Annotated in this window: 25 protein-coding genes; 14 read left to right on the top strand and 11 right to left on the bottom strand. The window is 69.2% G+C overall.

Features of this window, described 5'->3' with window-relative positions:
- Position 1: 1 nt before the first annotated feature.
- Entirely contained in the window at positions 2–841 is an 840-nt protein-coding gene (locus tag FHR72_RS19050; protein WP_183470976.1) for a transglutaminase family protein, read from the top strand.
- On the opposite strand, the gene FHR72_RS19045 is transcribed toward FHR72_RS19050, so the two are convergent.
- Both FHR72_RS19045 and FHR72_RS19040 read right to left on the bottom strand, forming a co-directional pair.
- Entirely contained in the window at positions 825–1,685 is an 861-nt protein-coding gene (locus FHR72_RS19045) for a ribonuclease Z (RefSeq protein ID WP_183470974.1), read from the bottom strand. The genes FHR72_RS19050 and FHR72_RS19045 overlap by 17 nt on opposite strands.
- A 59-nt stretch (positions 1,686–1,744) precedes the next feature.
- The gene (locus FHR72_RS19040; protein ID WP_183470973.1) at positions 1,745–2,749 is read right to left on the bottom strand and encodes an aldo/keto reductase; all 1,005 of its coding nucleotides are present in this window, start codon (positions 2,747–2,749) and stop codon (positions 1,745–1,747) included.
- Between the two features lie 123 nt (positions 2,750–2,872).
- On the opposite strand from FHR72_RS19040, the gene FHR72_RS19035 reads away from it, so the two are divergent.
- Together FHR72_RS19035 and FHR72_RS19030 are read left to right on the top strand one after the other, a co-directional pair.
- Positions 2,873–3,301 carry a CBS domain-containing protein gene (locus tag FHR72_RS19035; protein ID WP_183470972.1) on the top strand — a complete coding sequence of 143 codons (429 nt, stop codon included), beginning with the start codon at positions 2,873–2,875 and terminating at the stop codon, positions 3,299–3,301.
- Positions 3,302–3,308: 7 nt separating this feature from the next.
- Complete coding sequence (locus tag FHR72_RS19030; RefSeq protein ID WP_183470971.1) at positions 3,309–3,917, top strand: GNAT family N-acetyltransferase; 609 nt, start codon at positions 3,309–3,311, stop codon at positions 3,915–3,917.
- Positions 3,918–3,955: 38 nt separating this feature from the next.
- Here FHR72_RS19030 and FHR72_RS19025 read toward each other — a convergent pair whose 3' ends face one another.
- Positions 3,956–4,567: a type II toxin-antitoxin system PemK/MazF family toxin gene (locus FHR72_RS19025; RefSeq protein WP_183470970.1), complete on the bottom strand. Its 612-nt coding sequence runs from the start codon at positions 4,565–4,567 to the stop codon at positions 3,956–3,958.
- Between FHR72_RS19025 and lepA the strand changes: the two genes are divergently transcribed.
- The 8 genes from lepA (at position 4,552) to FHR72_RS18990 (ending at position 12,989) form a co-directional block, all read left to right on the top strand.
- Positions 4,552–6,537 carry a translation elongation factor 4 gene (lepA, locus tag FHR72_RS19020; RefSeq protein ID WP_396888483.1) on the top strand — a complete coding sequence of 662 codons (1,986 nt, stop codon included), beginning with the start codon at positions 4,552–4,554 and terminating at the stop codon, positions 6,535–6,537. The genes FHR72_RS19025 and lepA overlap by 16 nt on opposite strands.
- 20 nt (positions 6,538–6,557) lie before the next feature.
- The gene (locus FHR72_RS19015) at positions 6,558–7,250 is read left to right on the top strand and encodes a sensor domain-containing protein (protein ID WP_183470969.1); all 693 of its coding nucleotides are present in this window, start codon (positions 6,558–6,560) and stop codon (positions 7,248–7,250) included.
- 118 nt (positions 7,251–7,368) lie between these two features.
- Positions 7,369–7,503, top strand: coding sequence for a hypothetical protein (locus tag FHR72_RS26590; protein WP_260156108.1), 135 nt, complete (start codon positions 7,369–7,371; stop codon positions 7,501–7,503).
- A 91-nt stretch (positions 7,504–7,594) separates the two neighbouring features.
- Positions 7,595–7,891: a WhiB family transcriptional regulator gene (locus FHR72_RS19010; RefSeq protein WP_183470968.1), complete on the top strand. Its 297-nt coding sequence runs from the start codon at positions 7,595–7,597 to the stop codon at positions 7,889–7,891.
- A 91-nt stretch (positions 7,892–7,982) separates the two neighbouring features.
- Positions 7,983–9,425, top strand: a complete 1,443-nt coding sequence (locus FHR72_RS19005) for an APC family permease (RefSeq protein ID WP_183470967.1) — start codon at positions 7,983–7,985, stop codon at positions 9,423–9,425.
- Positions 9,422–10,759 (top strand): glutamine synthetase family protein, encoded by a 1,338-nt coding sequence (locus tag FHR72_RS19000; protein WP_183470966.1) that lies wholly within the window; start codon positions 9,422–9,424, stop codon positions 10,757–10,759. Before FHR72_RS19005 ends, FHR72_RS19000 begins: the two co-directional genes overlap by 4 nt.
- The gene (locus FHR72_RS18995) at positions 10,756–11,781 is read left to right on the top strand and encodes an LLM class flavin-dependent oxidoreductase (RefSeq protein WP_183470965.1); all 1,026 of its coding nucleotides are present in this window, start codon (positions 10,756–10,758) and stop codon (positions 11,779–11,781) included. Before FHR72_RS19000 ends, FHR72_RS18995 begins: the two co-directional genes overlap by 4 nt.
- A gap of 2 nt (positions 11,782–11,783) precedes the next feature.
- On the top strand, positions 11,784–12,989 hold the full coding sequence (locus tag FHR72_RS18990) for an acyl-CoA dehydrogenase family protein (protein ID WP_183470964.1): 1,206 nt from the start codon (positions 11,784–11,786) through the stop codon (positions 12,987–12,989).
- A gap of 24 nt (positions 12,990–13,013) precedes the next feature.
- Here FHR72_RS18990 and FHR72_RS18985 read toward each other — a convergent pair whose 3' ends face one another.
- Genes FHR72_RS18985 through FHR72_RS18960 form a run of 6 tightly spaced genes read right to left on the bottom strand, consistent with a single transcriptional unit; the run spans position 13,014 to position 19,750 of the window.
- Positions 13,014–15,725 carry a fumarate reductase/succinate dehydrogenase flavoprotein subunit gene (locus tag FHR72_RS18985; RefSeq protein WP_183470963.1) on the bottom strand — a complete coding sequence of 904 codons (2,712 nt, stop codon included), beginning with the start codon at positions 15,723–15,725 and terminating at the stop codon, positions 13,014–13,016.
- Positions 15,725–16,459, bottom strand: a complete 735-nt coding sequence (locus tag FHR72_RS18980; RefSeq protein ID WP_396888484.1) for an ABC transporter ATP-binding protein — start codon at positions 16,457–16,459, stop codon at positions 15,725–15,727. Before FHR72_RS18980 ends, FHR72_RS18985 begins: the two co-directional genes overlap by 1 nt.
- A gap of 11 nt (positions 16,460–16,470) precedes the next feature.
- The gene (locus FHR72_RS18975) at positions 16,471–17,334 is read right to left on the bottom strand and encodes an ABC transporter permease (protein WP_183470961.1); all 864 of its coding nucleotides are present in this window, start codon (positions 17,332–17,334) and stop codon (positions 16,471–16,473) included.
- Positions 17,331–18,752, bottom strand: coding sequence for an ABC transporter substrate-binding protein (locus tag FHR72_RS18970; protein ID WP_183470960.1), 1,422 nt, complete (start codon positions 18,750–18,752; stop codon positions 17,331–17,333). Before FHR72_RS18970 ends, FHR72_RS18975 begins: the two co-directional genes overlap by 4 nt.
- Positions 18,753–18,776: 24 nt before the next feature.
- On the bottom strand, positions 18,777–19,004 hold the full coding sequence (locus tag FHR72_RS18965) for a 4Fe-4S dicluster domain-containing protein (protein ID WP_183471137.1): 228 nt from the start codon (positions 19,002–19,004) through the stop codon (positions 18,777–18,779).
- 2 nt (positions 19,005–19,006) lie between these two features.
- Entirely contained in the window at positions 19,007–19,750 is a 744-nt protein-coding gene (locus FHR72_RS18960; protein WP_396888482.1) for a GntR family transcriptional regulator, read from the bottom strand.
- Between the two features lie 287 nt (positions 19,751–20,037).
- Between FHR72_RS18960 and FHR72_RS18955 the strand changes: the two genes are divergently transcribed.
- Positions 20,038–20,781 carry a sensor domain-containing protein gene (locus FHR72_RS18955; protein ID WP_183470959.1) on the top strand — a complete coding sequence of 248 codons (744 nt, stop codon included), beginning with the start codon at positions 20,038–20,040 and terminating at the stop codon, positions 20,779–20,781.
- A 29-nt stretch (positions 20,782–20,810) separates the two neighbouring features.
- Positions 20,811–21,533: a sensor domain-containing protein gene (locus FHR72_RS18950; protein ID WP_183470958.1), complete on the top strand. Its 723-nt coding sequence runs from the start codon at positions 20,811–20,813 to the stop codon at positions 21,531–21,533.
- A gap of 9 nt (positions 21,534–21,542) precedes the next feature.
- Here FHR72_RS18950 and FHR72_RS18945 read toward each other — a convergent pair whose 3' ends face one another.
- Positions 21,543–21,812 carry an ANTAR domain-containing protein gene (locus FHR72_RS18945; RefSeq protein ID WP_183470957.1) on the bottom strand — a complete coding sequence of 90 codons (270 nt, stop codon included), beginning with the start codon at positions 21,810–21,812 and terminating at the stop codon, positions 21,543–21,545.
- A gap of 75 nt (positions 21,813–21,887) precedes the next feature.
- Positions 21,888–23,894, bottom strand: coding sequence for a glycoside hydrolase family 15 protein (locus FHR72_RS18940; protein WP_183470956.1), 2,007 nt, complete (start codon positions 23,892–23,894; stop codon positions 21,888–21,890).
- A gap of 85 nt (positions 23,895–23,979) precedes the next feature.
- Here FHR72_RS18940 and FHR72_RS18935 point away from each other — a divergent pair, with 85 nt between their 5' ends.
- Positions 23,980–24,183 carry a hypothetical protein gene (locus tag FHR72_RS18935; protein WP_183470955.1) on the top strand — a complete coding sequence of 68 codons (204 nt, stop codon included), beginning with the start codon at positions 23,980–23,982 and terminating at the stop codon, positions 24,181–24,183.
- Positions 24,184–24,426 lie beyond the last annotated feature (243 nt).

Genomic DNA, 24,426 nt, shown 5'->3' with positions numbered 1-24,426 from the left:
TATGTGGCGCATGCGCGTGGTGCATTCGACGGGGTACGCCTACAAGTCTCCCGTTACGGCGTCGTTCAACGAGGCACGCCTGACGCCTCGATCGGATCACCGCCAGAACGTGATCCTCAACCGCGTCGAGACGGTCCCGGCGACGAGGTCCTATCGCTACGTCGACTACTGGGGCACGGCGGTGACGGCGTTCGATCTGCACGCGCCCCACACCGAGCTCGAGGTGACGGCGTCCTCGGTGGTGGAGACCGACCGGCCCGAGGAGCCGGCGACGAAGGTGACGTGGACGGATCTGGCGAGCGAGGCGGTGATCGACCGCTACGACGAGGTGCTCGCCCCCACCCATTACGTTCCGGGCAGCAAGCGCATCGAGCGGGTCGGACGTCGTATCGCCAAGTACAACGAGCCGCACGAGGCGGTCATCGAGGCCGCGCGCTGGGTACAGGGCGAGCTGAAGTACGTGGCAGGCACCACCGGCGTGCACACCTCGGGAGTCGACGCGCTGCGCGAGGGCAAGGGCGTGTGCCAGGATTTCGCGCACCTGACGCTGATCCTGTTGCGCAGCATGGGGATTCCGTCACGGTACGTCTCGGGTTACCTGCATCCGCAGCGCGACGCCAAGATCGGTGACACTGTCGACGGACAGAGTCACGCCTGGATCCAGGCGTGGACCGGCGAGTGGTGGTACTACGACCCGACCAACGACGCGGAGATCAACGAGCAGTACGTCAGCGTCGGGGTGGGGCGGGACTATTCGGATGTCACGCCGCTCAAGGGCATCTACTCCGGCGAGGGGTCGACCGACCTCGACGTGATCGTGGAGATCACCCGGCTGGCCTAGCGCACACCCCGGGGTGCACCTCGACGCGGTGCAGGTCGTCCCCGATCTCGATCTGGCGGTCGAACTTCGTCGCCGCCAGCGCGCGCCACTCCTCCTCCTGCCCGGGCTGCAGCGTCGGCACGTAGTGCGTGAGGATCAGGATCCCGGCGCCTGCGCGCGCCGCGGTCTCGGCGGCCTGTTCCACCGAGGAGTGGTAGTCGCAGATGTCGCGGATGCGTTGCATCGGCATGGCCTCGATGAGGTCCCGCCGGATGACGGTGTGCACCAGAGCACCTGCGCCGACCGACAATTCGTCGAGTCCGGGGCAGGGGACGGTGTCGCCGGCGAGCACGACCGACGCCCCGCGGTGTTCGATGCGGAATCCCAGCGTGGGCGCGACCGGCCGGTGGTCGGTGGGACCGACCCGGATCGACACCTCGTCGCGGCCCCACACCACACCTCCGGTGACCTCCTCGACCTCGACCGGCGGCGGCGAGGTCAGGTCGGCATGGTGGGCGATGCGGTAGCCGATGTCGAAGCTGAACGCCTTCAGCATGTTCTCCACCACCGCGGCGGTGCCCGGCGGGCCGATGATCGGCAGCGGCGCCTGGTCGGGGGCGAAGTTCGACACCCAGCGGGTGATCAGGACATCCCCGAGGTCGGCGATGTGGTCGCTGTGCAGATGCGTCAGGAGCAGCGCGGTGATGGCATTGGCGCCGACGCCTATCGCCGCGGCGCGCTGCAGCACGCCGCGTCCGCAGTCCACGAGGAACGTCTGCCCGCCCGCGCGCACCAGCGTCGACGGCCCGGCGCGCCGCGCGTCGGGGATCGGGCTTCCGGTACCGAGCAGCGTGACTTCGATCATGTCGCCAGGTATACCGGCGGGCCCGGCTCCGCGCGGCGTAATCGCCGGTTGGCGGGGCGCTATTCGCGGTGCGAGCCCACCGACGACATGTCGGCGTACCGGGTGCCCGTCACCGCGTCGCCGGCGGCGCCCAGTGTGCGGACCTGCTCCGGGGTCAGTGTCACCGACAGCGACGCCACGTTCTCGTCGATGCGCGCGGCGCGACGAGTGCCGGGGATCGGGACCGACGTGACGCCGAGTTCCTCGGCGCGGTGCCGCAGCCAGGCCAGCGCGACCTGCGCCGGAGTCGCCCCGACCTCGCGGGCCACCGTGCCGACCGCGTCGACGACGCTCTGATTGGCCTCCAGCGCGGTACCGGCGAAGCGCGGCATGGTCCGACGGAAATCGTTGTCGCCGATGTCGGCGGCGGATCGCACCGTGCCGGTCAGGAATCCACGTCCGAGGGGCGAGAACGGGACGATGCCCACGCCGAGCTCGGCGGCCGCGGGGACGATGACGGCCTCGATATCGCGGGTCCAGATCGACCATTCGCTCTGCAGCGCGGCGATCGGGTGCACGGCGTGGGCGGCGCGCAGTTCCGCGGCCGACACCTCGGACAGGCCGAGGTGTCGCACCTTGCCCGCGTCCACCAGTTCGGCCATCGCGCCGACGGTCTCCTCGATCGGCACGTTCGGGTCCCGCCGGTGCAGGTAGTACAGGTCCACCACGTCGGTCTGCAGACGCTGCAGGCTCTCGTCGATGCACTGCCGGACATAGGCCGCGTCGCCGCGCGGGGAGACGCGCCCGCCGCGCTCGGCCGGGTTCGCCTGGATTCCGAACTTGGTCGCCAGCGTCACCTCGTCGCGGCGGTCGGCGAGCAGGCGGGCGATCAGCCGCTCGTTGTCGCCGGAGCCGTAGACGTTCGCGGTGTCGAGGAAGCTCACCCCGACGTCGATCGCGTGGTGCAGCGTGGCCAGCGATTCGGCGTCGTCGACCGCGCCGCCGTACACCGGTGTGAGCGCCATGCCGCCGAAACCCAGTGCGCTGACCGTCAATCCGTCACCGAGAGTGGTCGAGGCAGTCATGGCCGTCCTTTCGTTCGGGGTGGGGGACACTTGTCGGTGCAACCCTGTCCGTCTGTGATCTGTTCCGCTGGGAAGCCGCGCAGTAGTAGCCTGGTGTGAGCTACGTCACCAGGGGAGATGTCGATGCGGATTTCCGACGTGCTGCGCAACAAGGGGGCGACGGTCGCCACGATCACGCCCGAGACCTCGGTCGCGGCGCTGCTGACCGAGCTGGCGAGGCTGAACATCGGGGCGATGGTGGTCGTCTCACCCGACGGGCTCCTCGGCATCGTCTCCGAACGCGACGTCGTGCGTAAGCTCCACGCCATGGGTGCCGAGCTTCTCCACCGACCGGTGTCGGAGATCATGACCACGCTGGTCGCGACGTGTTCGCCGGATGATTCGGTCGACAGCCTCAGCGTGCTGATGACCACCAACAGGGTCCGGCACGTCCCGGTCGTGGTCGACGGCCGGCTCGCCGGCATCGTCAGCATCGGCGACGTCGTAAAGACCCGCATGGAGGAGCTCGAACGCGAACACGAGCATCTCCAGGCCTACATCACGCAGGGCTGATCCCGCGGTGACCGACGTGGATGTCCGCTTCGCTGCGAAGCGGGATGTGAAACAGCTGTCGCGGGTCCTCGGGCGGGCGTTCTTCGACGACCCGGTGATGATGTGGATGGTGCCGGACCCTGCCAAGCGGGTGCGCGCCCTCCCGCGGATCTTCGGGGCGATGACGCGGCACCACTTCCTGGGGACCGGGGCGGCGCAGACCGCGTCGCGGGCCGGGGTCCTCGGGGCCGCGGCGCTGTGGGACCCGCCCGGACGCTGGAAGCAGTCCCAGCGCGAGGAGTTCCGGATGATGCCGAGCTTCCTGTGGGCGATGGGCCGGACCGTGGGGCGTGGCATGGCGATCGAAGAGTTGATGAAGGAGCACCACCCCGAGGAACCGCACTGGTATCTCGCGGTGATCGGCAGCGACCCCGACGTGCGCGGGGGCGGGTTCGGCAACGCGCTGATGCGTTCGCGGCTGGACCGCTGCGACGCCGAGGGCGCCCCGGCCTATCTGGAGTCCAGCAAGGAGTCCAACGTGCCCTACTACCTGCGCTTCGGGTTCGAGGTCACCGGCGAGATCACGGTTCCCGACGGCGGTCCGACGCTGTGGCAGATGTGGCGCAGCCCCGCATAGACCTCCGGGTGGTCAGGACACCCCGCCGGAGGCGGGAATCAGGACCACGAATACTGGGCGCGCAGCCGCGCGGCGACCACGTCGAACACCTCGCGTTCCAGGATCGCCCCCTCACGCCGGATGCTCTCCTCGGGCACATCCAGCACCCGGTCCAGCCGCACCCAGCTCGCGCGGCCCTCGTAGTCCCAGGTGCCGGTACCGATGCCGATCCAGTTCGGGTCGTCGCGGTGGTGGTCCCGGCTGGACAGCATGAGCCCGAGCAGGATGCTCCTGTCACGGCCGACGACGAGCACCGGACGGTCCTTGCCACGCGTCGGGTCGTCCTCGAACACCACCCAGGTCCAGACGATCTCACCGGGGTCGGCGCGGCCGTCGAGGTCCGGGGCGTAGGACACCCGGCGCGCGCGGTGGGCAGTGGGAACGAAGCTGCTGGACACCGGTCGTCCGGCGGGGAGCGCCGGTGCGCTGGTCTCCGGGGGCCCGGCCAGGACGTCGAGCCCGATGCGGATGCCCTGCTGGATTCCCCGCTGCAGGGTCTCCGACTTCTGCAATTGGCGCACCAGTTTGGGCGCCTCGTTGAAGACGAGGTTCTCGGTGCCCTTGACCAGGAAGCGCTGAAAGGCCTTCATATTCCATGACGATGACGCCATACCCGCCAAGCATAGGGTGTGCGCGCAGGGCTCGATTGGGCCGCAGGGGGCTGCGCTCGATACTCTGGACGGGCCTGATCAGGCCGCCAGACCCCGCTCACCAGGAGATTCCCATCAGCAGCTTCGCCGACAAGACGTTCACTGCGCCGGCGCAGATTCGGAACTTCTGCATCATCGCCCACATCGACCACGGCAAATCGACCCTGGCGGATCGCATGCTGGGGATCACCGGGGTCGTGGCCGACCGCGATATGCGCGCGCAGTACCTGGACCGGATGGACATCGAGCGTGAACGCGGCATCACCATCAAGGCGCAGAACGTCCGGCTCCCGTGGACCGTCCGCGGCGAGGACGGGACCGAGGAACAGTTCGTCCTGCACCTGATCGACACCCCCGGCCACGTCGACTTCACCTACGAGGTGTCCCGCGCCCTGGAGGCCTGTGAGGGCGCGGTGCTGCTGGTCGACGCCGCGCAGGGCATCGAGGCGCAGACGCTGGCCAACCTGTACCTGGCGCTGGATCGCGACCTGACCATCATCCCGGTGCTGAACAAGATCGACCTGCCGGCCGCCGACCCGGACCGCTACGCCGGGGAGATCGCCCACATCATCGGTTGCGAGCCCGAGGACGTGTTGCGGGTCTCGGGCAAGACCGGTGCCGGCGTCCGGGAACTGCTCGACGAGGTCGTCCGGCTGATCCCGGCCCCGGTCGGTGACGCCGACGCGCCCGCGCGCGCGATGATCTTCGACTCCGTCTACGACATCTACCGCGGCGTGGTGACCTACGTTCGGGTGGTCGACGGCACGCTCAACCCGCGCGAGAAGATCAAGATGATGTCCACCGGCGCGACCCACGAGTTGCTGGAGGTCGGCATCGTCTCCCCGGAGCCCAAGGCCTCGGACGGGTTGGGCGTCGGCGAGGTCGGCTACCTGATCACCGGCGTGAAGGACGTCCGCCAGTCCAAGGTCGGCGACACCGTGACGACAGCGCGCCACGGCGCCACCGAGGCGCTGACCGGCTACCGCGAGCCCAGGCCGATGGTCTACTCCGGGCTCTACCCGGTCGACGGGTCCGACTACCCGGTGCTGCGCGAGGCGCTGGACAAGCTGCAGCTCAACGACGCGGCGCTGACCTACGAGCCGGAGACGTCGGTGGCGCTGGGCTTCGGTTTCCGGTGTGGGTTCCTCGGCCTGCTGCACATGGAGATCACCCGCGAGCGCCTCGAGCGCGAATTCAACCTCGACCTGATCTCGACCGCACCGAACGTCGTGTACCGGGTGATCAAAGAGGACAACACCGAGCTGACCGTGACCAATCCGTCGGACTGGCCCGAGGGCAAGGTCCGGCAGGTGTTCGAACCGGTGGTCAAGACCACGGTCATCGCGCCGAGCGAGTTCATCGGCACGATCATGGAGCTGTGTCAGTCACGGCGCGGTGAGCTCGGCGGCATGGACTATCTGTCGCCCGAGCGCGTCGAGCTGCGCTACACGATGCCGCTGGGCGAGATCATCTTCGACTTCTTCGACTCACTGAAATCGCGCACCCGCGGTTACGCCAGCCTCGACTACGAGGAAGCCGGCGAGCAGGAAGCCGATCTGGTGAAGGTCGACATCCTGTTGCAGGGCGAGGCGGTCGACGCCTTCAGCGCGATCGTGCACAAGGACGGCGCCTCGGCCTACGGCAACAAGATGACGACCAAGCTCAAGGAACTCATCCCACGCCAGCAGTTCGAGGTGCCCGTGCAGGCCGCGATCGGGTCGAGAATCATTGCGCGCGAGAATATCCGGGCGATTCGCAAGGACGTGCTGTCGAAGTGCTACGGCGGCGACATCACCCGTAAGCGCAAACTTCTGGAAAAGCAGAAGGAAGGCAAGAAGCGGATGAAGACCATCGGCCGCGTCGAGGTCCCGCAGGAGGCGTTCGTCGCCGCGCTGTCGACAGAGTCCGCCGCAGACAAACCGAAGAAGTAGGGCGTCCAGTGAGGTCGGGGATGCGTGTCGGGTCGGCGATAGGCGTGCTGGCGGCGGCGTTGGTCACGGCCTCCTGCACCAGCGTCGTCGACGGCGCGGCGGTGCGCGGCGACGACGTGGTGCCTCGGCCCACGACGGTGCTGGGGGAGCGCGACCTCGACGAGATCCTGCTCGACGACGACGAACTGGGCGATGTACTGGGCAGCCCGGACATCGAGATCACCGGCGAGGTCGAGGAGATGACCGACGATTCCGACGGGGTCTCCGACACCGACTGCCTCGGCGCGCTGTACAGCGCGGAAGAACCCGTCTACGCCGGAACCGGCTACACGGCCGTCCTGACCCGCCTGGCCAGTGAACCCGGCGACGACTACGACCACTGGGTGGAGGAGACCGCCGTGGTCTTGCCGTCGGTGGAGGCGGCCGACCAGTTCATCGTGGAATCGGCTCGGCAGTGGGAGGACTGCGCCGGCCGCACCGTGTCGATCAGCGACGGTGAGGACTTCTACGACTGGGACCTGGGCGACGTGACGCGCAGCGACGGTGTGCTCGCCCAGAAGTCGACCGCCGTGGACTCGATCGACTGGCAGTGTCAGCACACCCTGGCCGCCGCGGCGAACCTGATTCTGGAAGCGTCGGTGTGCGCCGAGCGGGTCGACGACCAGGGGGCCGAGGTGCTGGCCGAGATGCTCGCCAAGGCCGCGCAGCGGTAGTTCTGCGCGCCGGGATTCCAATCCCGCAGTGTTCGAATGAACTGTCTTACAGGGGATTTCGTGGTCGGCCGGAACCGGCCGCCGTCGGGGCACCCCGGCCCGGCCTAGCGTGGCCCCCATGGAAGAGACGCCCACGCCCTGGCTGATCGCCGACGCGATGGCCTCGTCGGCGTTCCCGGCGCTGTGGGCCTGGGCGGGTGTGCTGCTCGGGTCTGCTGTCGTGCTGCTCGGCGCCCTGCTCGTCTGCTGGTGAGGCGCGACCCCCGATTGCGTGCGATCGCGACGAAAAGCTCACGGCGAGCCGATCTCTGGGCGAACCCGGCTTTGTGAGCGAGCATCACGTCATGACAGCGGTCTGGCCGGCGGAGCACCTCGACGACAGCGACTACTGGAGTTGGCAGCTGTCCGGACGCTGCCTGGAGTTTCCGGCCGAACTGTTCTTCCCCGAGAACGACCGGCGCGCGGACCGACGCACGCGTGAAGAGCAGGCCAAGAACATCTGCCGCGGATGCCCGGTGCTGCTCCGCTGCCGGGAGCACGCGTTGAGCGTGCCCGAGCGCTACGGCATCTGGGGGGCCACTACACCCCGCGAGCGCGGGATCCCGCCGAGTCATCCCCGGGGGGAGAAGAACTCACGCTGACTCCAACGATTGAGCACCACCGGCGACGACCCTACGGTCCCCTCAACGCTGTGCCTCACAGCCACGACCCCTCACGAGAAGGACGGCCCGCATGTCTGAGACAACCCTGCCCGGGAAGGAGTCGCCGGCGGACGCAGCCGGCCCTGACGTCACCCCCGGGCCTGGATCCCGCCGTCTGAGTGGAAATCTCGGCGCGGCGTCCATCGTCTTCATGGTCGTCGCCGCGGCCGCACCCCTCGGGGTGGTCGGCGGCGTCGTGCCGCTGGGTCTCGCCAACGGCAACGGTGCCGGGTTTCCGGCCACGTTCCTCGTCGCGACCGTGATCCTGCTTCTCTTCTCCGTGGGCTTCACCGCCATGACGCCGCATGTCGAGGAGGCGGGGGCGTTCTTCTCCTACGTCCGCCGGTCACTAGGGCTGCCGGTGGGCATCGGGATCGCCTTCGTGGCGATCGTCAGCTACGTGGCCCTCGAAGCCGGGGTGTACGGCCTTCTCGGCCCGGCGGGTGCCGGCGTCCTCGCACAGTTCGGCGGACCCACGCTGCCGTGGTGGGCGTTCGCGGCGGTCGCGTTCGCGGTGACGACCTATCTCGGCTACCGCAACATCGAACTGTCCAGCCGCGTGCTCGGGGTGCTGCTGACCGCCGAGATCGCGATCGTGGTGATCCTGGACCTCGTGATCGTCGTCCGGGGCGGCGACCACGGGCTGTCGTCGGGCATCATCGACCCGCAGGCCGTCTTCTCGGGATCCCTGGGCATCGGACTGCTTTTCGCGATCATCAGCTACGTCGGGTTCGAAGCGACCGCGATCTTCCGCGACGAGGCCCGCACCCCGGAGCGCACCATCCCGCGCGCCACCTATGCCTCGCTGCTGCTGATCGGCCTCTTCTACGCGGCGACGAGCTGGGCGCTGATCTCGGGCTGGGGCGACGAGGAGGCCGTCGCGCAGGCCACGGCCAACGGTGGCACGTTCCTGGGTGACACCGCGGCCCGCTACCTCGGAGCCGTCGGTGCCGACGTCATCGCCGTGCTTTACTTCACCAGCCTGTTCGCCTGCATCCTGGCCTTCCACAACGTCGCATCGCGATACCTGTTCGCGCTCGCGCAGAAGGACGTGCTGCCGGCCTCCCTGAGCCGTCCGCACGCCGAACACGGTTCGCCCCACCGGGCCTCGCTGTGGATCTCGGGTGTCGTCGCGGTGAGCGTGGTGCTCGCCGTCGCGTTCGGTCTCGACCCGGCGGCACAGTTCTACACGTGGTTCGCCGGGGCCACGACCGTGGGTGTCGTCCTCCTGCTCATCGCGACCAGCGTGGCGGTGCTGGTGTTCTTCGCCAAAGACCGTCGCGGGCAGTCGCCGTGGCGGGTGCGGGTCGCCCCGGCGCTCGGCCTGGTCGGGCTGCTCGGCTCTCTGGTGTTGATCCTGGCCAACCTCAGCGACCTGGTCGGTGGCTCCGCCGTGCTGGCGTGGGTGATCGTCGGTCTGCTCGCCGGCGCCTTCACGGTGGGTGCGGTGATCGGACGACGGGCCCCGCGATGACTCAGCTCTCCGAACCGGCCGTGAGCCCGGCCGCCGACGAACTCCGCAGCGGCATCGCCGACGGCAGTCTCACCGAGATCGAGGTGGCGTGGAGCGACCCGTTCGGTCACGCCGCGGGCAAGCGCATCCCGGCCGGGCAATTCCTGGACCGCGCCACCGGCGCCGGGTTCGCGTTCTGTGAGGCCGCCCTGGGGTGGAACACCGACGGCACCGTGATCGACTCGCTACGCCTCACCAACTGGGAGGGCGGATACCCGGACGTCTATGCGGTTCCTGACTTCTCGACGTTCACGCCGGTGCCGTGGCGCCGGGGAGTCGGCCATGTCATCTCCGACATCGTCACCCACCACCGGACGCCGTCGCTGCTGGATCCGCGCGGTGTGCTGCGCCGGGTGCTGACGCGGCTGGAGGGCCTGGGGTACACCGCGAAGGTGGGTGTCGAATTCGAGTTCTACCTGCTCGAGAACGACGGTTCGCCGATCATCGACAGGATCCAGGCGTACTCGCTGGAGAACGCCAACGCGCTGGACCCGCTCATCGCCGACCTGTACGAGACCCTCGGGGCGTTCACCCGCCTGGAAGGGATCCAGACCGAATACGGGCCGGGACAGGTCGAGACCAACCTGGTGTACACCGATGCGCTGGCGGCCGCCGACGACAGCGCCCGGCTCAAGTACGCGGCCAAGGAGGTGGCGCGACGGCACGGCAAGCTCGCCAGCTTCATGCCCAAACCCTTTTCCGAACACTCGGGAAGCTCTGCGCACCTCCACATCTCGTTGTGGAAGGACGGGCAGCCCGCGTTCGCCGCGGTGGACGGCGCCGAGAGCCGCGACGCGCGGTACGCCATCGCCGGGCTGTTCGAACACCTGCCCTCGATCACGCTGTTCGGCGCGCACTCGGTCAACGCCTACCGGCGCTTCGCGCCCGACACCTTCGCCCCTGACACCGTGAACTGGAGCAGGGACAATCGCAGCGCAGCGATCCGTTCGCTGATCGAGGACAGACCGGAGGCCTCGCGCATCGAATTGCGTTCCGGAGCCTCGGATTCGAACCCGTACTGGCTGATCGCGTCGGCTCTGGCCGGGGTCATCGCCGGTCTGGAGGCACGCCGGGAGCCGCCGCGGGCCGCGACGGGAAATCTCTACGGGAAGGGACAGCCGCTGCCTGATTCGCTCGGCACCGCGGTGGCGCTGGCCATCCAGGACGACACCATCCTCGACATCCTGGGCGAGCAGTCCGTGCTCGACTTCGCGACCCTCGCGCGCAGCGAATGGGACCGGTACGTCAGCCACGTCAGCGACTGGGAACGTGACCGCTACCTGACCACCTCATGACGGGGCCCCGGTTCGGCGTCTGGGCGCCGGTTTACGGAAACCACGGCGCACGCCACCACCCCCGGGATGCCCCCGACGCGAGCTACCGGCGGACCCGGGACCTGATCGTGGCTGCCGAACGGGCCGGGTTCGACGCGACGCTGATCGCCCAGCACGTCATTCACCCCAGCGATGTCGAAGACGACGTCCTCGAAACCTGGTCGACCGTGGCGGGTCTGGCCGAGGCCACCGAGCGGATCGAGCTCATCGGGGCGATCAAGCCGCTGCTCCTGAACCCGCTGGTGTTCGCGAAGATGGCGGCGAACATCGCCGACATCTCCGGGGGCCGCCTGTCGATCAACGTCGTCAGCGGCTGGTTTCTCCCCGAGTTGGACGCACTCGGGGTGGGATTGCTCGACCACGACGACCGCTACGCCCACACCCGGGAATGGCTCGATGTCGTCACCGCGCTGTGGGACGGCAAGCAGGTCGACACGGGTGGGCGGCAGGCGGCACTGATCCGCCCGATCCCGCGCCGCGCGCCTGCGGTGTACGTCGGAGGGGAGTCCGAACCCGGACGGGCACTGGCCGCCGCGACCGCCGATGTGTTCTTCATCAACGGCAGGCCGTTGCGCGACACCCGCGACGTCATCGCCGACCTCCGATCCCGGCGAACCGCAGGCCCGCCGCTGCGCTTCGGTCTGTCGGCGTTCGTGATCGCGCGTGACACCGACGCCGAGGCGCAGGCCGAGGCGCGATACCTGCAGGCGTTGGTCGACGCCGAGACTCGGCCCGAGATCTCCGGCGGCACCGATCCGAAGACGCAGATGTACCGGGTGCTCGCCGGCGCCAGCCGCGTCGGATCCAACGGCGGCACCCTTGCCGGTCTGGTCGGCAGCTATGACACTGTCGCCGAACGGATCTCGGAGTTCCATGCCGCAGGGATCGAACTGTTCATGCTGCAGTTCCAACCGATCGACGCCGAGCTCGCGCGCTTCGCCGAACACCTCATCCCCCGATTCCGTCGACCTTCCGAGGACTGACCATGACCCTCACCGATCTGGGTGAAACGACCTCCGACGCGGCCGTGCGCCTGGCCCGCCTGGAGCCGATCGTGGACGCCCTGCGCGCCGCGGATCCGTCCGCCGAGCGGGAACGGGTGCTCCAGCACGACGCCGTCGCCGAGCTGCGGCGCGCAGGCATCCTCTCCCTGCGCGTTCCCCGGCGCTACGGCGGTCCCGGTGGCAGCGTTCGTGACGTGCTCGCGGCGGTGATCCACCTCGCGTCCGGCAGCTCGAACGTGGCGCAGGCGCTGCGGGCGCACTTCGGGTTCGCGGAGCGTCTGATGAGCAACCGCGCCACCGACGCCGAACGCGCGGAATGGTTTCCGAGGATCAACGCGGGCCTCGTTCTCGGCAATGCGATCACGGACGCGAAGGGACGGGCGCCGGGCAGTACCGACACCACGGTGCTGCCCGACGCCGACGGCGTGCTGCGGCTGAACGGGCGCAAGTTCTATTCGACCGGAACGCTCTACGCCGACGCGATCGCGGTGTCGGCGGTCGATGCCGACGGCAGGGACGTCCAGGTCATCGTGCCGACCGATCGGGCCGGCGTCGAACTGTTCGATGACTGGGACGGTTTCGGGCAGCGCATGACGGCCAGCGGTGCCACACACTTCACCGACGTACAGATCGCGCCGCAGGAGGTCACGACGGTGTCCGACGGCAGCCATCTGGCGCACGGCACGACGTTCCTGCAGTTGTATCTGGCGGCGGTGGCCGCGGGGATCGCGGCGGCGGTCCGGCGTGATGCGGTCGAGTACGTGCAGACGCGCGCCAGGCCCGCGTCGCACTCACTGGCCGGCCGTGCCGCCGACGATCCGTTCGTGCTGCACGCCGTCGGCGAGATCGGTGCCGCGGCCGCGGCCGCGAAAGCGCTGGTGCTGGCCGCGGCAGACGCTCTGGACACGCTGGTGGACAGCGGATCTGCGCGCGACCCGGAGGCGCTGGCACAGGTCGCGATCGTGGTCGCTCAGGCCCAGTTGGTCGCCGAGCGGTTGACGCTGCAGTCGGCGCAACGGCTGTTCGACACCGGGGGAGCGTCGGCCACGTCCCGGGCGCTGAACCTCGACCGGCATTGGCGCAATGCGAGGACGGTCGCCAGCCACAACCCGCTGGACTACAAGGCCCATGCCGTGGGCAGCTACCTGGTCAAAGGCACGGCGCCGCCTGCCAACGGCTACTTCTGACGAAATGCCGACGCCGCCGTCGGATCAGGGGGCGGCCTCCAGTGCGCGCCGGGCATAGGCGCGCACATCGGCGTCGCCGTCGTCGAGCGCACCGGTCAGTGCCTCGCGCGCCGCATCCTCCGACGAGGCCCACCGGGTGAGGCTGAGAACGGCGGCCTTGCGGACGTCGAGGTGCGGATCCGCCAGCGCCTGCGACAGCGGCGGCACCGCCGCCGACGGCGACGGTGCCCCGGCCAGGGCTCGCGCCGCACCCTGCCGGATCTGCCACGCCCCCGCTGCCAGCGCCTTCTCGACGGTCGCCACGTCCGCCTCGCCCCACCCGATCATGCCGATCGCCGCGAGCGCGGCGGCCCGCACCAGTGGGTCGGTGTCGTCGATGAGCATGCGCACCGTCGCCGCCCCGGCCCCCAGGGTGCCGAGACCGTTGGCGACGGCGATGCGGACCTCACGGTTCGGGTCGGCGTGCGCGGCGGCGACCCCGTCGATGTCGTCGACGGACACCAGCGCACGCACCGCCTCGATCCGGGCCCGGTGGTCCGGGTCGGCGACCAGGCGCCGGTAGTCGGCCGGGTCTGCGGCACGGCGCGAAGCCAGCACGTAGATGGCGGCGCCGCGGACCACGGGGTCCGTGGAATCGAGGTAGTGCCGCAGGGTTTGTAGGTCGGGCAGCACTTCGACGAGCTCCCGGATGCCGTCGGCGGCCACCTGGCGCACGTCGACGTCGTCGTCGCCCAGCGCCGCGATGAGGGGCTCGGAGTATCCGTCGCAGAGGTGCTCGGTGAGGGCGTCGACCGCGGTGCGGCGGACGCCGGCGTCGGTGTCGCGCAGATACGGCATCAGGTCGCCGACCGAGGGTTCGTCGAGCGCCAGCACCGCGGCGATCCGCGGCGACGGCGGCGCGACGGGGACGGCCGCGATCCGGGACACCTCCGAGGTCGGCGCCCGGCTACCCTGCAGGTCGGGCTCGCTGACGGGCACGGGTTCGGTTTCCCCACTGGGTAATCCGTCCAGCCCCGGCACCGGCACGAAGTACGGCGCGACCGGCCGCTTGAGGAACTCCATGTCCCCCTCGCCGGTCTTGCGCAGGTTGAGGTGGTAGCGCCACCGGGTGTCGTCGCGGTCGGGCAGATCGCTGCGGTCGTGATAGAGCCCCCACCGTGATTCGGTGCGCGTCAGCGAGGACCGCGCGGCCATCTCCGCGCAGTCGCGGATGAACGACACCTCGACCGCGCGCATCAGTTCGTGGGGTGTCCGCGCGCCGATCCCCGCGACCTCGTCGCGCATCCGCTGGAACGTCTCGACGGCCAGCGACAGCTTCGTCGCGGTCTTCGGCGGGGCGACGTAGTCGTTGACGAACCGCCGCAGCTTGTATTCCACCTGGGGTTGCGGCGGGCCGTCCGGGTTGCGCAGCGGACGGTAGATCAGCTCGTGGGCCGCCGCGACCTGGTCGGCCGGAAGGTCCTGCGGGGCAGGGACATCGGCCAGCGAGGAGGCGGCGTGTGCCCCCGCGAGGTCGCCGTAGACGAACGCGCCGATCATGTAGTTGTGGGGCACGCAGGCGAGATCACCGGCGGCGTAGAGCCCCGGGACGGTCGTGCGCGCGTTCTCGTCGACCCACACCCCGGACGCGGAATGGCCACTGCACAAACCGATCTCCGAGATGTGCATCTCGATGTCATGGGTCCGGTAGTCGTGTCCGCGGTTGGCGTGGAAGGTGCCGCGGGTCGGCCGTTCGGTGGTGTGCAGGATGCCTTCGAGCGCGGTCAGGGTTTCGTCGGGCAGGTGGCTGACCTTGAGGTAGATGGGTCCGCGCGCGGACTCGATCTCACTCTTCACCTCGGCCATCATCTGCCCCGACCAGTAGTCGGAATCGACGAACCGCTCTCCATGGGCGTTCACCTGATACCCGCCGAAGGGGTTGGCGACGTAGGCGCAGGCGGGGCCGTTGTAGTCCTTGATGAGCGGGTTGATCTGGAAGCATTCGATGCCGGAGAGCTCGGCGCCGGCGTGGAAGGCCATCGAGTAACCGTCTCCGGCGTTGGTGGGGTTCTCGTAGGTTCCGTACAGGTAGCCCGATGCCGGCAGGCCGAGCCGCCCGCACGCGCCGGTGGCGAGGATGACGGCCTTCGCCGCGACGACGACGAATTCGCCGGTGCGGCTGTTCAGCGCGGCCGCACCGACAGCCCGCCGGGTCCCGTCGTCTCCGTCCGACGTCAGCACACGCACCGGGACGAGCCGGTTCTCGATCTGGATCCGCTCGCGCATCGACCGCTGCCGCAGCACGCGGTAGAGCGCCTTCTTGACGTCCTTGCCCTCGGGCATCGGCAGCACATAGGACCCGGAGCGGTGCACGCGGCGCACCGCGTACTCGCCGTGTTCGTCCTTCTCGAATTTCACGCCGTAGCGTTCCAGCCGCTGCACCATCGCGAACCCGCGGGTGGCCGTCTGATAGATGGTGCGCTGGTTGACGATTCCGTCGTTGGCGCGGGTGATCTCGGCGACGTAGTCCTCCGGCGTCGCCTTGCCGGGAATGACCGCGTTGTTCACCCCGTCCATCCCCATCGCCAGCGCGCCGGAGTGCCGGACGTGGGCCTTCTCGAGCAGCAGCACCCGGGCGCCGTTCTCGGCTGCGGTGAGGGCGGCCATCGTCCCCGCGGTGCCGCCGCCGATGACCAGGACATCGCAGTCGAGGCGGACGGCTCCTTCGAGACCGGGGCCGAGTGTGGGTATCTGCATCAGGAAAACAGCTCCGAATAGTTCAGTGCGGCAATCACTTCGGTGCGCAGTGTGGCGCGGGACGCGGAGGGATCGCGCGGGGAGGGGACGTCGATCAGGGTGCGCAGTGGCTTGCCGGCCCGCCCCAGCACCGCGATCCGGTCACCGATCAGCAGGGCCTCGTCCACGTCGTGGGTGACGAAGACGACCGTGGTGGGGTGTGCCCGCCAGGTGTCGATCAGCAGTCGCTGCATGGTGGCGCGGGTCTGGGTGTCCAGCGCGCCGAACGGCTCATCCATCATGACCGCGCGGGGGGCGCCGGCCAGACCGCGGGCCAACTGCACCCGCTGGCGCATACCTCCGGAGAGACTCTTCGGCAGGTACGACTCGAAACCGGACAACCCCACGTCGGCGATCCACTTCGTGGCGTCCTCCCGCCGTCCCGGGCGCGGATGACCGGCAAGCTTGAGGGCGAGCTCGACATTGGACCGCACGGTTCGCCACGGGAGCAATGCGTTGTCCTGGAACACCATCGCCCGGTCCCGCGACGTGCCCGTCACGCGCACGCCGTCTGCCAGGACGTCACCGCGGTCGGGGGAGAGCAGGCCTGCGAGCGCCCGCAGCACCGTCGACTTCCCGCAGCCCGACGGCCCGGTGAGGACCAGGATCTCCCCGGGCCGCACGTCGAGATCCAGCCCGTCCACCACCGGTGCCCCGCCGTAGCTCAGTACGAGATCGCGCAGCGTCAGCGTCATCCCGGCGGCGCTCATCGCCCATTCCCCTCGCCCCGCGGGAGCCACCGCGTCACCCGCCTGCCGATCAATTCGACGGCGGCGGAGGTGACGAAGCCGAGCACGCCGATCGTGAGGATCCCGACGAACACGTCGGGATAGGCGAGCACGGTGTAGGCCTGCCACGTGCGGTACCCGACGCCGAGCCGGCCCGAGATCATCTCCGCCGAGATCACACAGATCCAGGCCACGCCGATGCCGACCGACAGGCCGCCGAACACTCCGGGCAGGATGCCGGGCAACACCACCCGCACGATCACGTCCCAGCGGTTCCCGCCCAGGGTGCGCACCGAGTCCTCCCACAGAGTGGGCAGCGCGCGCACGGCGTGGCGGGTGCTGACCATGATCGGGAAGTAGGCGGCCAGGAACGTGATGAACACGATGCCCGCCTCGTCGGTCGGGAACAGCAGGATGGCGACGGGCACGATCGCGATCGCGGGGATCGGCCGCGCGAGCTCGGTCAGCGGCCCGAAGATGTTCGCGAACCTGCCGGAGCGCCCGAGCGCGATGCCGGTGACGACCCCCGCCACACCGGCGAGCGCGAAGCCGGTGAGGATGCGGATCAGCGACTGCCCCAGATCCAGCCAGTACTCCGGGGTTTCGATGCGGTTCAACAACGCGGTGAGAACCTCACCGACGGTGGGCAGCGTGTCGAACCGCAGCCACAGCCGGACGTCGTTGGCGGTCAACACCTGCCACAGCGCCACCGCAGTGGCGACCGAGACGAGGCGCACCAGCCACGACCCCCAGTGCGGCCGCCGCGCGGGTCGTTTCGCAGGTGCGACCGGCGGGACGACGACGGGTGCGTCGGTCGTCAGGACCGCGGGTGGGGTCGTCACACCGCACCCGCCAGGGCCTGCTGATAGTCGACGACCGTCGCGCCGGGGTGTGCCGCGGTGTAGCGTTCGGCGCCCGCGACGGTGTCGAACGGCAGGTGGCGTTGGCCGTCCCGGACCCAGAACGACCTGTCGGCGAACCAGCGGGTACCGAATTCGGTGTCGGAAACGTATGCGGCGCGGATGGTTCCGCCGCCGGCAGTGGCGTCCCGCACGGCACGCAGCAGGCAGTCGGGATTCGCGGCGGGTTGCGTCGATTCGGTCCCGTCGATCCACACTTCGCCGGCGAGCTTCGCATCGGTCACGGCGACGTCGCAGACGGGATCGTGCCCGCCGAGCGCCGACGGGTTGGTGGTGCTGCGCAGCGCGGCCTCGTAGTCCAGGCCACGGTCGGCGAAGGCTTTACGGATCGCGGTGTCGGACACGAAGTTCTCGACGTCCAGTGGTGAGAACTCGCCGATGGACTGGAGGTAGGGCACGTCGCCCTTCAGAGCCTGCACCAGCGAGGGCTTGAGCGTCGTGTCGAAACTCGTGCCGCCGGGGCCGTTGTACAGGTAGACGACCTCCTGCGGCAGCCCGCTGCCCTCGGCCACGAGTTGCGCCGATTTCAGAGGATTGTCGTTGAGGAATCCGGTGGCGTCGAGCTGGGCCTGCAGGAACGCGTCGAGCACCTCGGGATGGCGGCCCGCGTAGTCGCGCCGTACGACGACACCGTGGAACGTCGGATAATCACCCTCGGCGCCGTCGTAGAGCAGGGTGGCCTTGTCCTGGAAAGCGAGCAGGCCCGGCCACGCGACGAACTGCGACAGTGCCTGCACCTGACCGGATTCGAGCGCCGAGGCGCCGACCTGCGGCTGTTGGTTCAGCACCTCGACGCCGGTCTTGGGGTCGATGCCGGCGTTGTCGAGGGCCCGGACCAGCGTGCCGTGTCCCGCTGATCCGACGCTGGCCGAGACCTTCTGCCCCCTGAGGTCGGCGACGGTGCGGGCATCGGATCCGGGCGGAACCACGATCATGTTCAGCGCGCCGGTCGGGCTGTAGCCGGTGACCGACACCAGTTCGGTCCGTGACCGCTCGTTGGCCTGCGTCTTGGATCCGTTGATCAGCAGCGGATAGTCGCCCATGGACCCGATGTCGATCTTCTCGGCGACCATCTGGGCGGTGATGGGTGCCCCGGTGTCGTAGTCCTGCCATTCCACGACGTAGTCGGGGCCGCCTGCCTTCGTCAGGTCCCCGAGACGCTGTTCGAGGAAACCCTTGGCGCGCAGCAGCGTCCCTGCCGTCACGGTGTTGATCGTCTTGGACTGATAGCCGACGACGACGCGGACGGTGTCCTCGGACCGGGTCTGGGAGTCCAGCGAGCACCCGGCCACCGATGTGGCGGTGGCGACGGTGAGCAGCACGGCGGCAATGCGTTTCATGAGGGATCCTCGGGCATTCGGAAGCTAACGGATGAGGTAGGGCATGTTGACGGTGACGGCGCCGGTCGGACAGCGGGCGGCGCAGGGCCCGCAGTACCAGCACTCGTCCACGTGCATGAAGGCCTTGCCGTTCTCCGGGTTGATCGCCAACGAGTCGAGCGGACAGATCTCGACGCACAGCGTGCATCCCTCGATGCACAGCGATTCGTCGATGGTGACGGGCACGTCGACCCGCTGCGTGACCTGAGCCATGGTCATCTCCTGATCAGATTGCTGCGCATGGTGATCCGATCACCGCGCATCCGGATGTATTCGAGATCGACGGGGCGGCCGTCGTCGAGATGGGTCAGCCGCTCGAGCAGCAGCAGTGCCGCGTTGTCGGGCACCTGCAGGATCGCCGCCGAATGCGGATCCGCCGTAACGGCTTCGACGGCCACGGCAGCACGTCCCAGGCGTTGCCCGGTGACGAGTTCGATAAGGGAGAACACGTCGTTGTCCTCCAGCGCGTGTTCAGTGACGGCCTCGCCGACGTCGCAGGCCAGGTACGTCATGTCGAGGCTGAGCGGCAGACCGCCGAGGTAGCGCAGTCGTTCGATGAACACGACGGGCTCGCCCGGATCGAGTTCGAGCTTGCGGGCGACGGAGGGCGGCGCCGCCACCGTCAGGGTCGCCCGCACCTCGTTGCGGATCTCGCCGTAACCCTTGAACGTCTCCTGCAGACCGACCAGCGCGTCGAGACCGTGGTCGTACTTGCGGATCGCGACGTGGGTGCCTACCTTCGGCTCCCGGTCGATCAGGCCCTCGGCCTTGAGCACCGCGAGCGCCTCGCGTACCGCGTTGCGCGACACCAGGAACTCCGCGGCGAGGTCGGCTTCGGTCGGCAGCCCGTCCTGGTAGCCGCCGGCATGGATCTGGTGACGCACCACGTCGGCGACGAGTCGAGCCTGGTCGGCCCGCGGGCGGCGCAGCGGCGTGGGCGTGGGCAGGGGATCGGTCACCGGGTCACCTCGTCTCGGCTGCGAAGGGTGCTGAAAGTGCTGATGGCGACGCTAAATCGGTCGACGCCCTCCGCCGAACGCACCGCGTCGCCGCGGCCGCCGGCGGTGGGTCATTGCGCCGCCGCGACGGTGAGCTGACCAGCGCCGACCGCGGCCTGCGACGGTATTGCGCCACCACAGCGGCCGCCGCGGAGGTTGTGATCGCGGTGAGCCGAAATCCTTGGCAGCGGACTGAGGGTTCGCCGAACCGGGCTGCGCGCCGCGCTCCGGCGTGCTACTCAAGGGGTATGTCGAGGAGGGTCGCGGGGGTGGTGGCTGCTGCCGTGTGCCTCGGAGGTGCGGTGTCGGCCTGTGCGGACGGCCCTGCCGAGGACCGTCCCGTCGTCCGGATCGCCGAGGCCGCCCAGCCGTCGCCCGCCATACCGCTGGGCCGGTTCCTGCCGACGGCACCCGAGCTGGCCGGCGTTCTCGGCACGGGTCCGACCGGCCTGATCGGTGACCCGGTGGAGGGCGATGCCGACATGCTGCTGCGCAGTGTCGCCGAGGCGCAGGCGTCGCCCGCGGAATGCGTCAGCGCCGCCTACCGCCTGCAGAGCGTCGTCTACCAGGCCAGCCCCGTCCGCTCCGTGGCGAGCGTCACCTGGGCCGGAGGCGGGTTCGACGGTCCGCCGGTGTCGGTGTTCTCCGCCGTGGTGCAGATGGCCGGCAGCGCTGCGGCACAGGAGTTCTTCGCCTCGGTCAGCGAACAGTGGCGGCGGTGCAACGGCGAGACCGTCGCCGTCCAGATCCCCGGCAACGGCGCCGGCGAGATGAGCAGGGTCACCGACGTCGCCTTCGACGAACGGGTGGTGTCGGCGAGCGTGCTGCACGCCTCGGGCGGCAGCGGGTCGCCGACGGGCCTGCGCGCGATCGGTCTGGCGGGTGACTGCATCGTCGAGATCGAGCTCACCGACCCCCGTCCCGCCGGGAGTCCCCGGGGTGCGGTCGCCGTCGCCGGCGTGATTCTCGACAAGATCGCCGCCGTGCGCTGACGTCGAGGCCCCCGCGTCGGTGGGGGACGATGACGGACAATGACGCGGTGAGCAACAGTGTCGCGGTGCAGCGTGCCCGCCTCGGCGGTGCGATGTTCGCGGTCTGCGCGGTGATCGCCGGGTGCTCCAGCACCGTGGAGGGAACGGCGGTGCGCGCCCACGGCGTCGGCCGGCTCGATGTTCCACCCCTGGACGAGACGAAGCTGGACCGGGTCCTGCTGAACATCGAGGAGATCAACACCATCGTCGGGTCGACGCGGATGAAGGTCACCAGCGAGCTCGACGAGATGACCGACCATTCCGCCGACGTGTCGGACCCCGCCTGTCTCGGGGCGGTGTACGGCGCCGAAGCGCCGGTCTACGAGGGGACTTCCTGGACGGCGCTGCGCGACCAGGTCGCACGCGAACCCGACGTCGACAGCGATCACTGGGTCGAACAGACGGCGGTCCTGTACCCGGCACCGCGGAATGCGCAGGACTTCCTCGCCGAGTCCGAGGCGACGTGGCAGGACTGCGCGAACGACGCGATCCTCGTCGGCGAGGGGGAGTACCTCTGGAGACTCGACGACGTCAAAGTCGGTGACTCGCTCATCACCCAGGTCACCACGCAGGAGGGCGCCGACGGGTGGGCCTGCCAACACGCCCTCTCCCAGGTGTCGAACGTGACCGTGGAGGCGTGGGCCTGCGGTTACGACATCACCGACGAGGCCGCCGAGATGGCCGACGCGATGGTGGAGAACGCCGCCCGCTGAGGAAAGCCGTCAGGAGGCGCTGACGAGCGACGCCGGCCGTGCCCCCCGGATCAGTTCGCCCCAGGCGGTGAACGCCTCGGCGTGGTCGACAGACGACGTTCCGGTGGCCAGCGCCACCAGACCCGATGCGACGCTGCCGAGGCCGATACCGGTCTGGTGGACGACGCGCACCAGCTCGTCGAAGGCCTCACTGCGCGAGCACCCGCGCAGCCCGATGAGAATGCCGACAGCGATGTCGATGGCTTGGCGAGACGTCTCGCCGGTCCCGGAGAATCCCATGGCGCCGATGGTCGCAACTGCGCCGCCGGCGCACGAGGGTTCTGCGCGGGCAGACGCAAAATTGCGACGGTCTCGTTACACCGGCGCGTTCGCCGGCTGGAAGCCGCCGGAGCTGTCGGCCTCTTCCTCGGCGCGGATCACGTGAACCACCGCGTTGATCAGCGCCAGGTGGGTGAACGCCTGCGGGAAGTTGCCCAGGTGCCTGCCGGTGCGCGGCTCGATCTCCTCGGCGTAGAGGTGCAGGGGGCTGGCGAAGGACAGCAGGCGTTCACACAGGTGACGCGCGCGGTGGATCTCGCCGATCTCGACGAGCGCCGACACGAGCCAGAACGAGCAGATGGTGAACGTGCCTTCCTCCCCGGCCAAGCCGTCGTCGGTCTCCTCGGTCCGGTAGCGCAGCACCAGACCTTCCTCGGTGAGCTCCTCGGCGATCGCCATCACCGTGGCCCGGATGCGGGGGTCGTCCGGCGGCAGGAACCGGGTCAGCACCGCCAACAGCAGCGAGGCGTCCAGCGCGGGGTCCCCGTAACGCTGCGTCAGCACGCCGCGCTCGTCGACCCCGTGCTCCAGGATGTCGGCCTTGATCTCCTCGGCGATCGCGCGCCACTGCTGGGCGTAGGACTTCTCGCCCTCGAGGTCGGCGAGCTTGGCGCCGCGGTCGAGGGCCACCCAGCACATGATCTTGCTGGAGGTGAAGTGCTGCGGTTCGCCGCGCACCTCCCAGATGCCGCGGTCGGGCTGCCGCCAGTGTTTGATGGCCTCCTCGACCTGCTCCTTGAGCACCGGCCACAGCGTCTCGGGGATCTGCTCCCGCGACTTGGTGTGCAGGTACACCGAATCCAGCATCGTGCCCCAGATGTCGTGCTGCATCTGGTTGTAGGCGCCGTTGCCGATGCGCACCGGGCGGGCGTTGTCGTAGCCGGAGAGGTGGTTGAGTTCCTCTTCGACGAGGCTGCGTTCCCCGCCGACGCCGTACATCACCTGCAGCGGATGCCGGTCGCCGTTGTTGGCGCCGGACACGTCGGCGATGAACGCGAAGAAGTCGTCGGCCTCCCGATCCAGACCCAGGGTGTAGAGCCCCCACAGCGCGAACGTCGAGTCACGCACCCACGCATAGCGGTAGTCCCAGTTGCGTTCGCCCTGAGGCGTTTCCGGGAGCGACGTGGTGGGCGCCGCGAGCAGCGCGCCGGTCGGGGAGTAGGTGAGGCCCTTCAGCGTCAGCGCACTGCGTTGCAGATAGGCCCGCCACGGGTGGTCGGGGAAGTCGCCGACGTTGATCCACTGGCGCCAGCATTCGCTGGTCTTCCACATCTTCTCCGAGGCTTCTTCGAACGTCTGCGGCGCCGGATGCTTCGACCAGCTCAGCGCGACGAACACATTGTCGCCCTCGCTCAGGCGGGTGCGGGCCCGGGCCTCGCGGCCCTCCAGGCCGATCCGCAGATTGGTGGTCAGCCGCAGCGTGGGGTGCGAATCGGGATCCTTCGTCGCCCGCGCGATCGCCTCGCCGTACGCCTGCGCGGAGTACTCCCAGTGCGCACTGGTGCGGTGGTAGTCGAACGACGGCTCGCAGCTCATCACCAACTCGACCGTGCCGCTCACGCAGCGCACGGTGCGCAGCAGGATGTGCTCGGCGTCCCAGTCCATCGGCGTCCGCCGGTGGGTGCGCGACCGGGTCTCCAGGTCGTGCCACGGGCCCATCACCAGCGCATCCCGCACGATCACCCAGCCGGTGTGGGTCTGCCATGTCGTCTCAAGGATCAGGCTTCCGGGCAGGTAGCGGCGCGCGGCGGGTACGGACACCCCGTAGGGGCCCAGCCGGAAGTGACCGGCGCCGCGGTCCAGGATCGCGCCGAACACGCTGGGTGAATCGGGGCGCGGCACACACAGCCACTCCACCGATCCCGCGGACGAGATCAGGCACTGCGTCTCGCAGTCCGACAGGAACGCGTAGTCCGCGATCGGCGGGAACGGGTTCCGCAGCGGCCCGGCGGTGCTGTACGCACCGGGGCTGGTCAGGGCGAACGCCGCGGATTCCCCGTTCGACGAGACCCCGCCGGCGGCTTCGGACTGCTGCACAACCATTTGCTCATCATCGACTGCCGGGCGCCTCGGCGTCTACTCGAACACCCGGTGTTTCGCAGGGTTGCCGGACGCATAGTCTGGCCGGGTGGGCAGCTTCCTCAACTGGTGGGACGGGGTGGAGCTGTGGCTGTCGGGATTGCCGTTCATCGTGCAGACGGTGGTGGTGATGCCCGTGGTGCTGGCGCTGGCCTACGGTGCGGCACTGGTGCTCGACGGGCTGCTCGGCAACGGCATCAGGATCCTGCACCGCATCCGGCACACCGACGACGACGAGGGAGGCGACCTGTGAGCGGCATGCCACGGTCCCGCGTGACGCTGGCCCTGATCGCGCTGATCGTGCTCGTCCTTGTGATGTGGCTGCTCACGCGCTGAAGTTCTCGGCGACTCTGTTATTGTTCGCGCCATGCGAACGGCGTCCGGCAACAAGAGCGGCCACATCGTGGCCCTCATTGCCGTGGGTTTTGCCGCCGTCGCTGATGTCTGTTGTTGTCGCTGATTCCGTACCCGTTCGCGGTCTGGTGTCGGTGACGGT

The organism is Mycolicibacterium iranicum, from assembly GCF_014190915.1.
GTDB lineage: Bacteria > Actinomycetota > Actinomycetes > Mycobacteriales > Mycobacteriaceae > Mycobacterium > Mycobacterium iranicum_B.
This window is presented reverse-complemented; position numbering and strand designations above follow the sequence as displayed.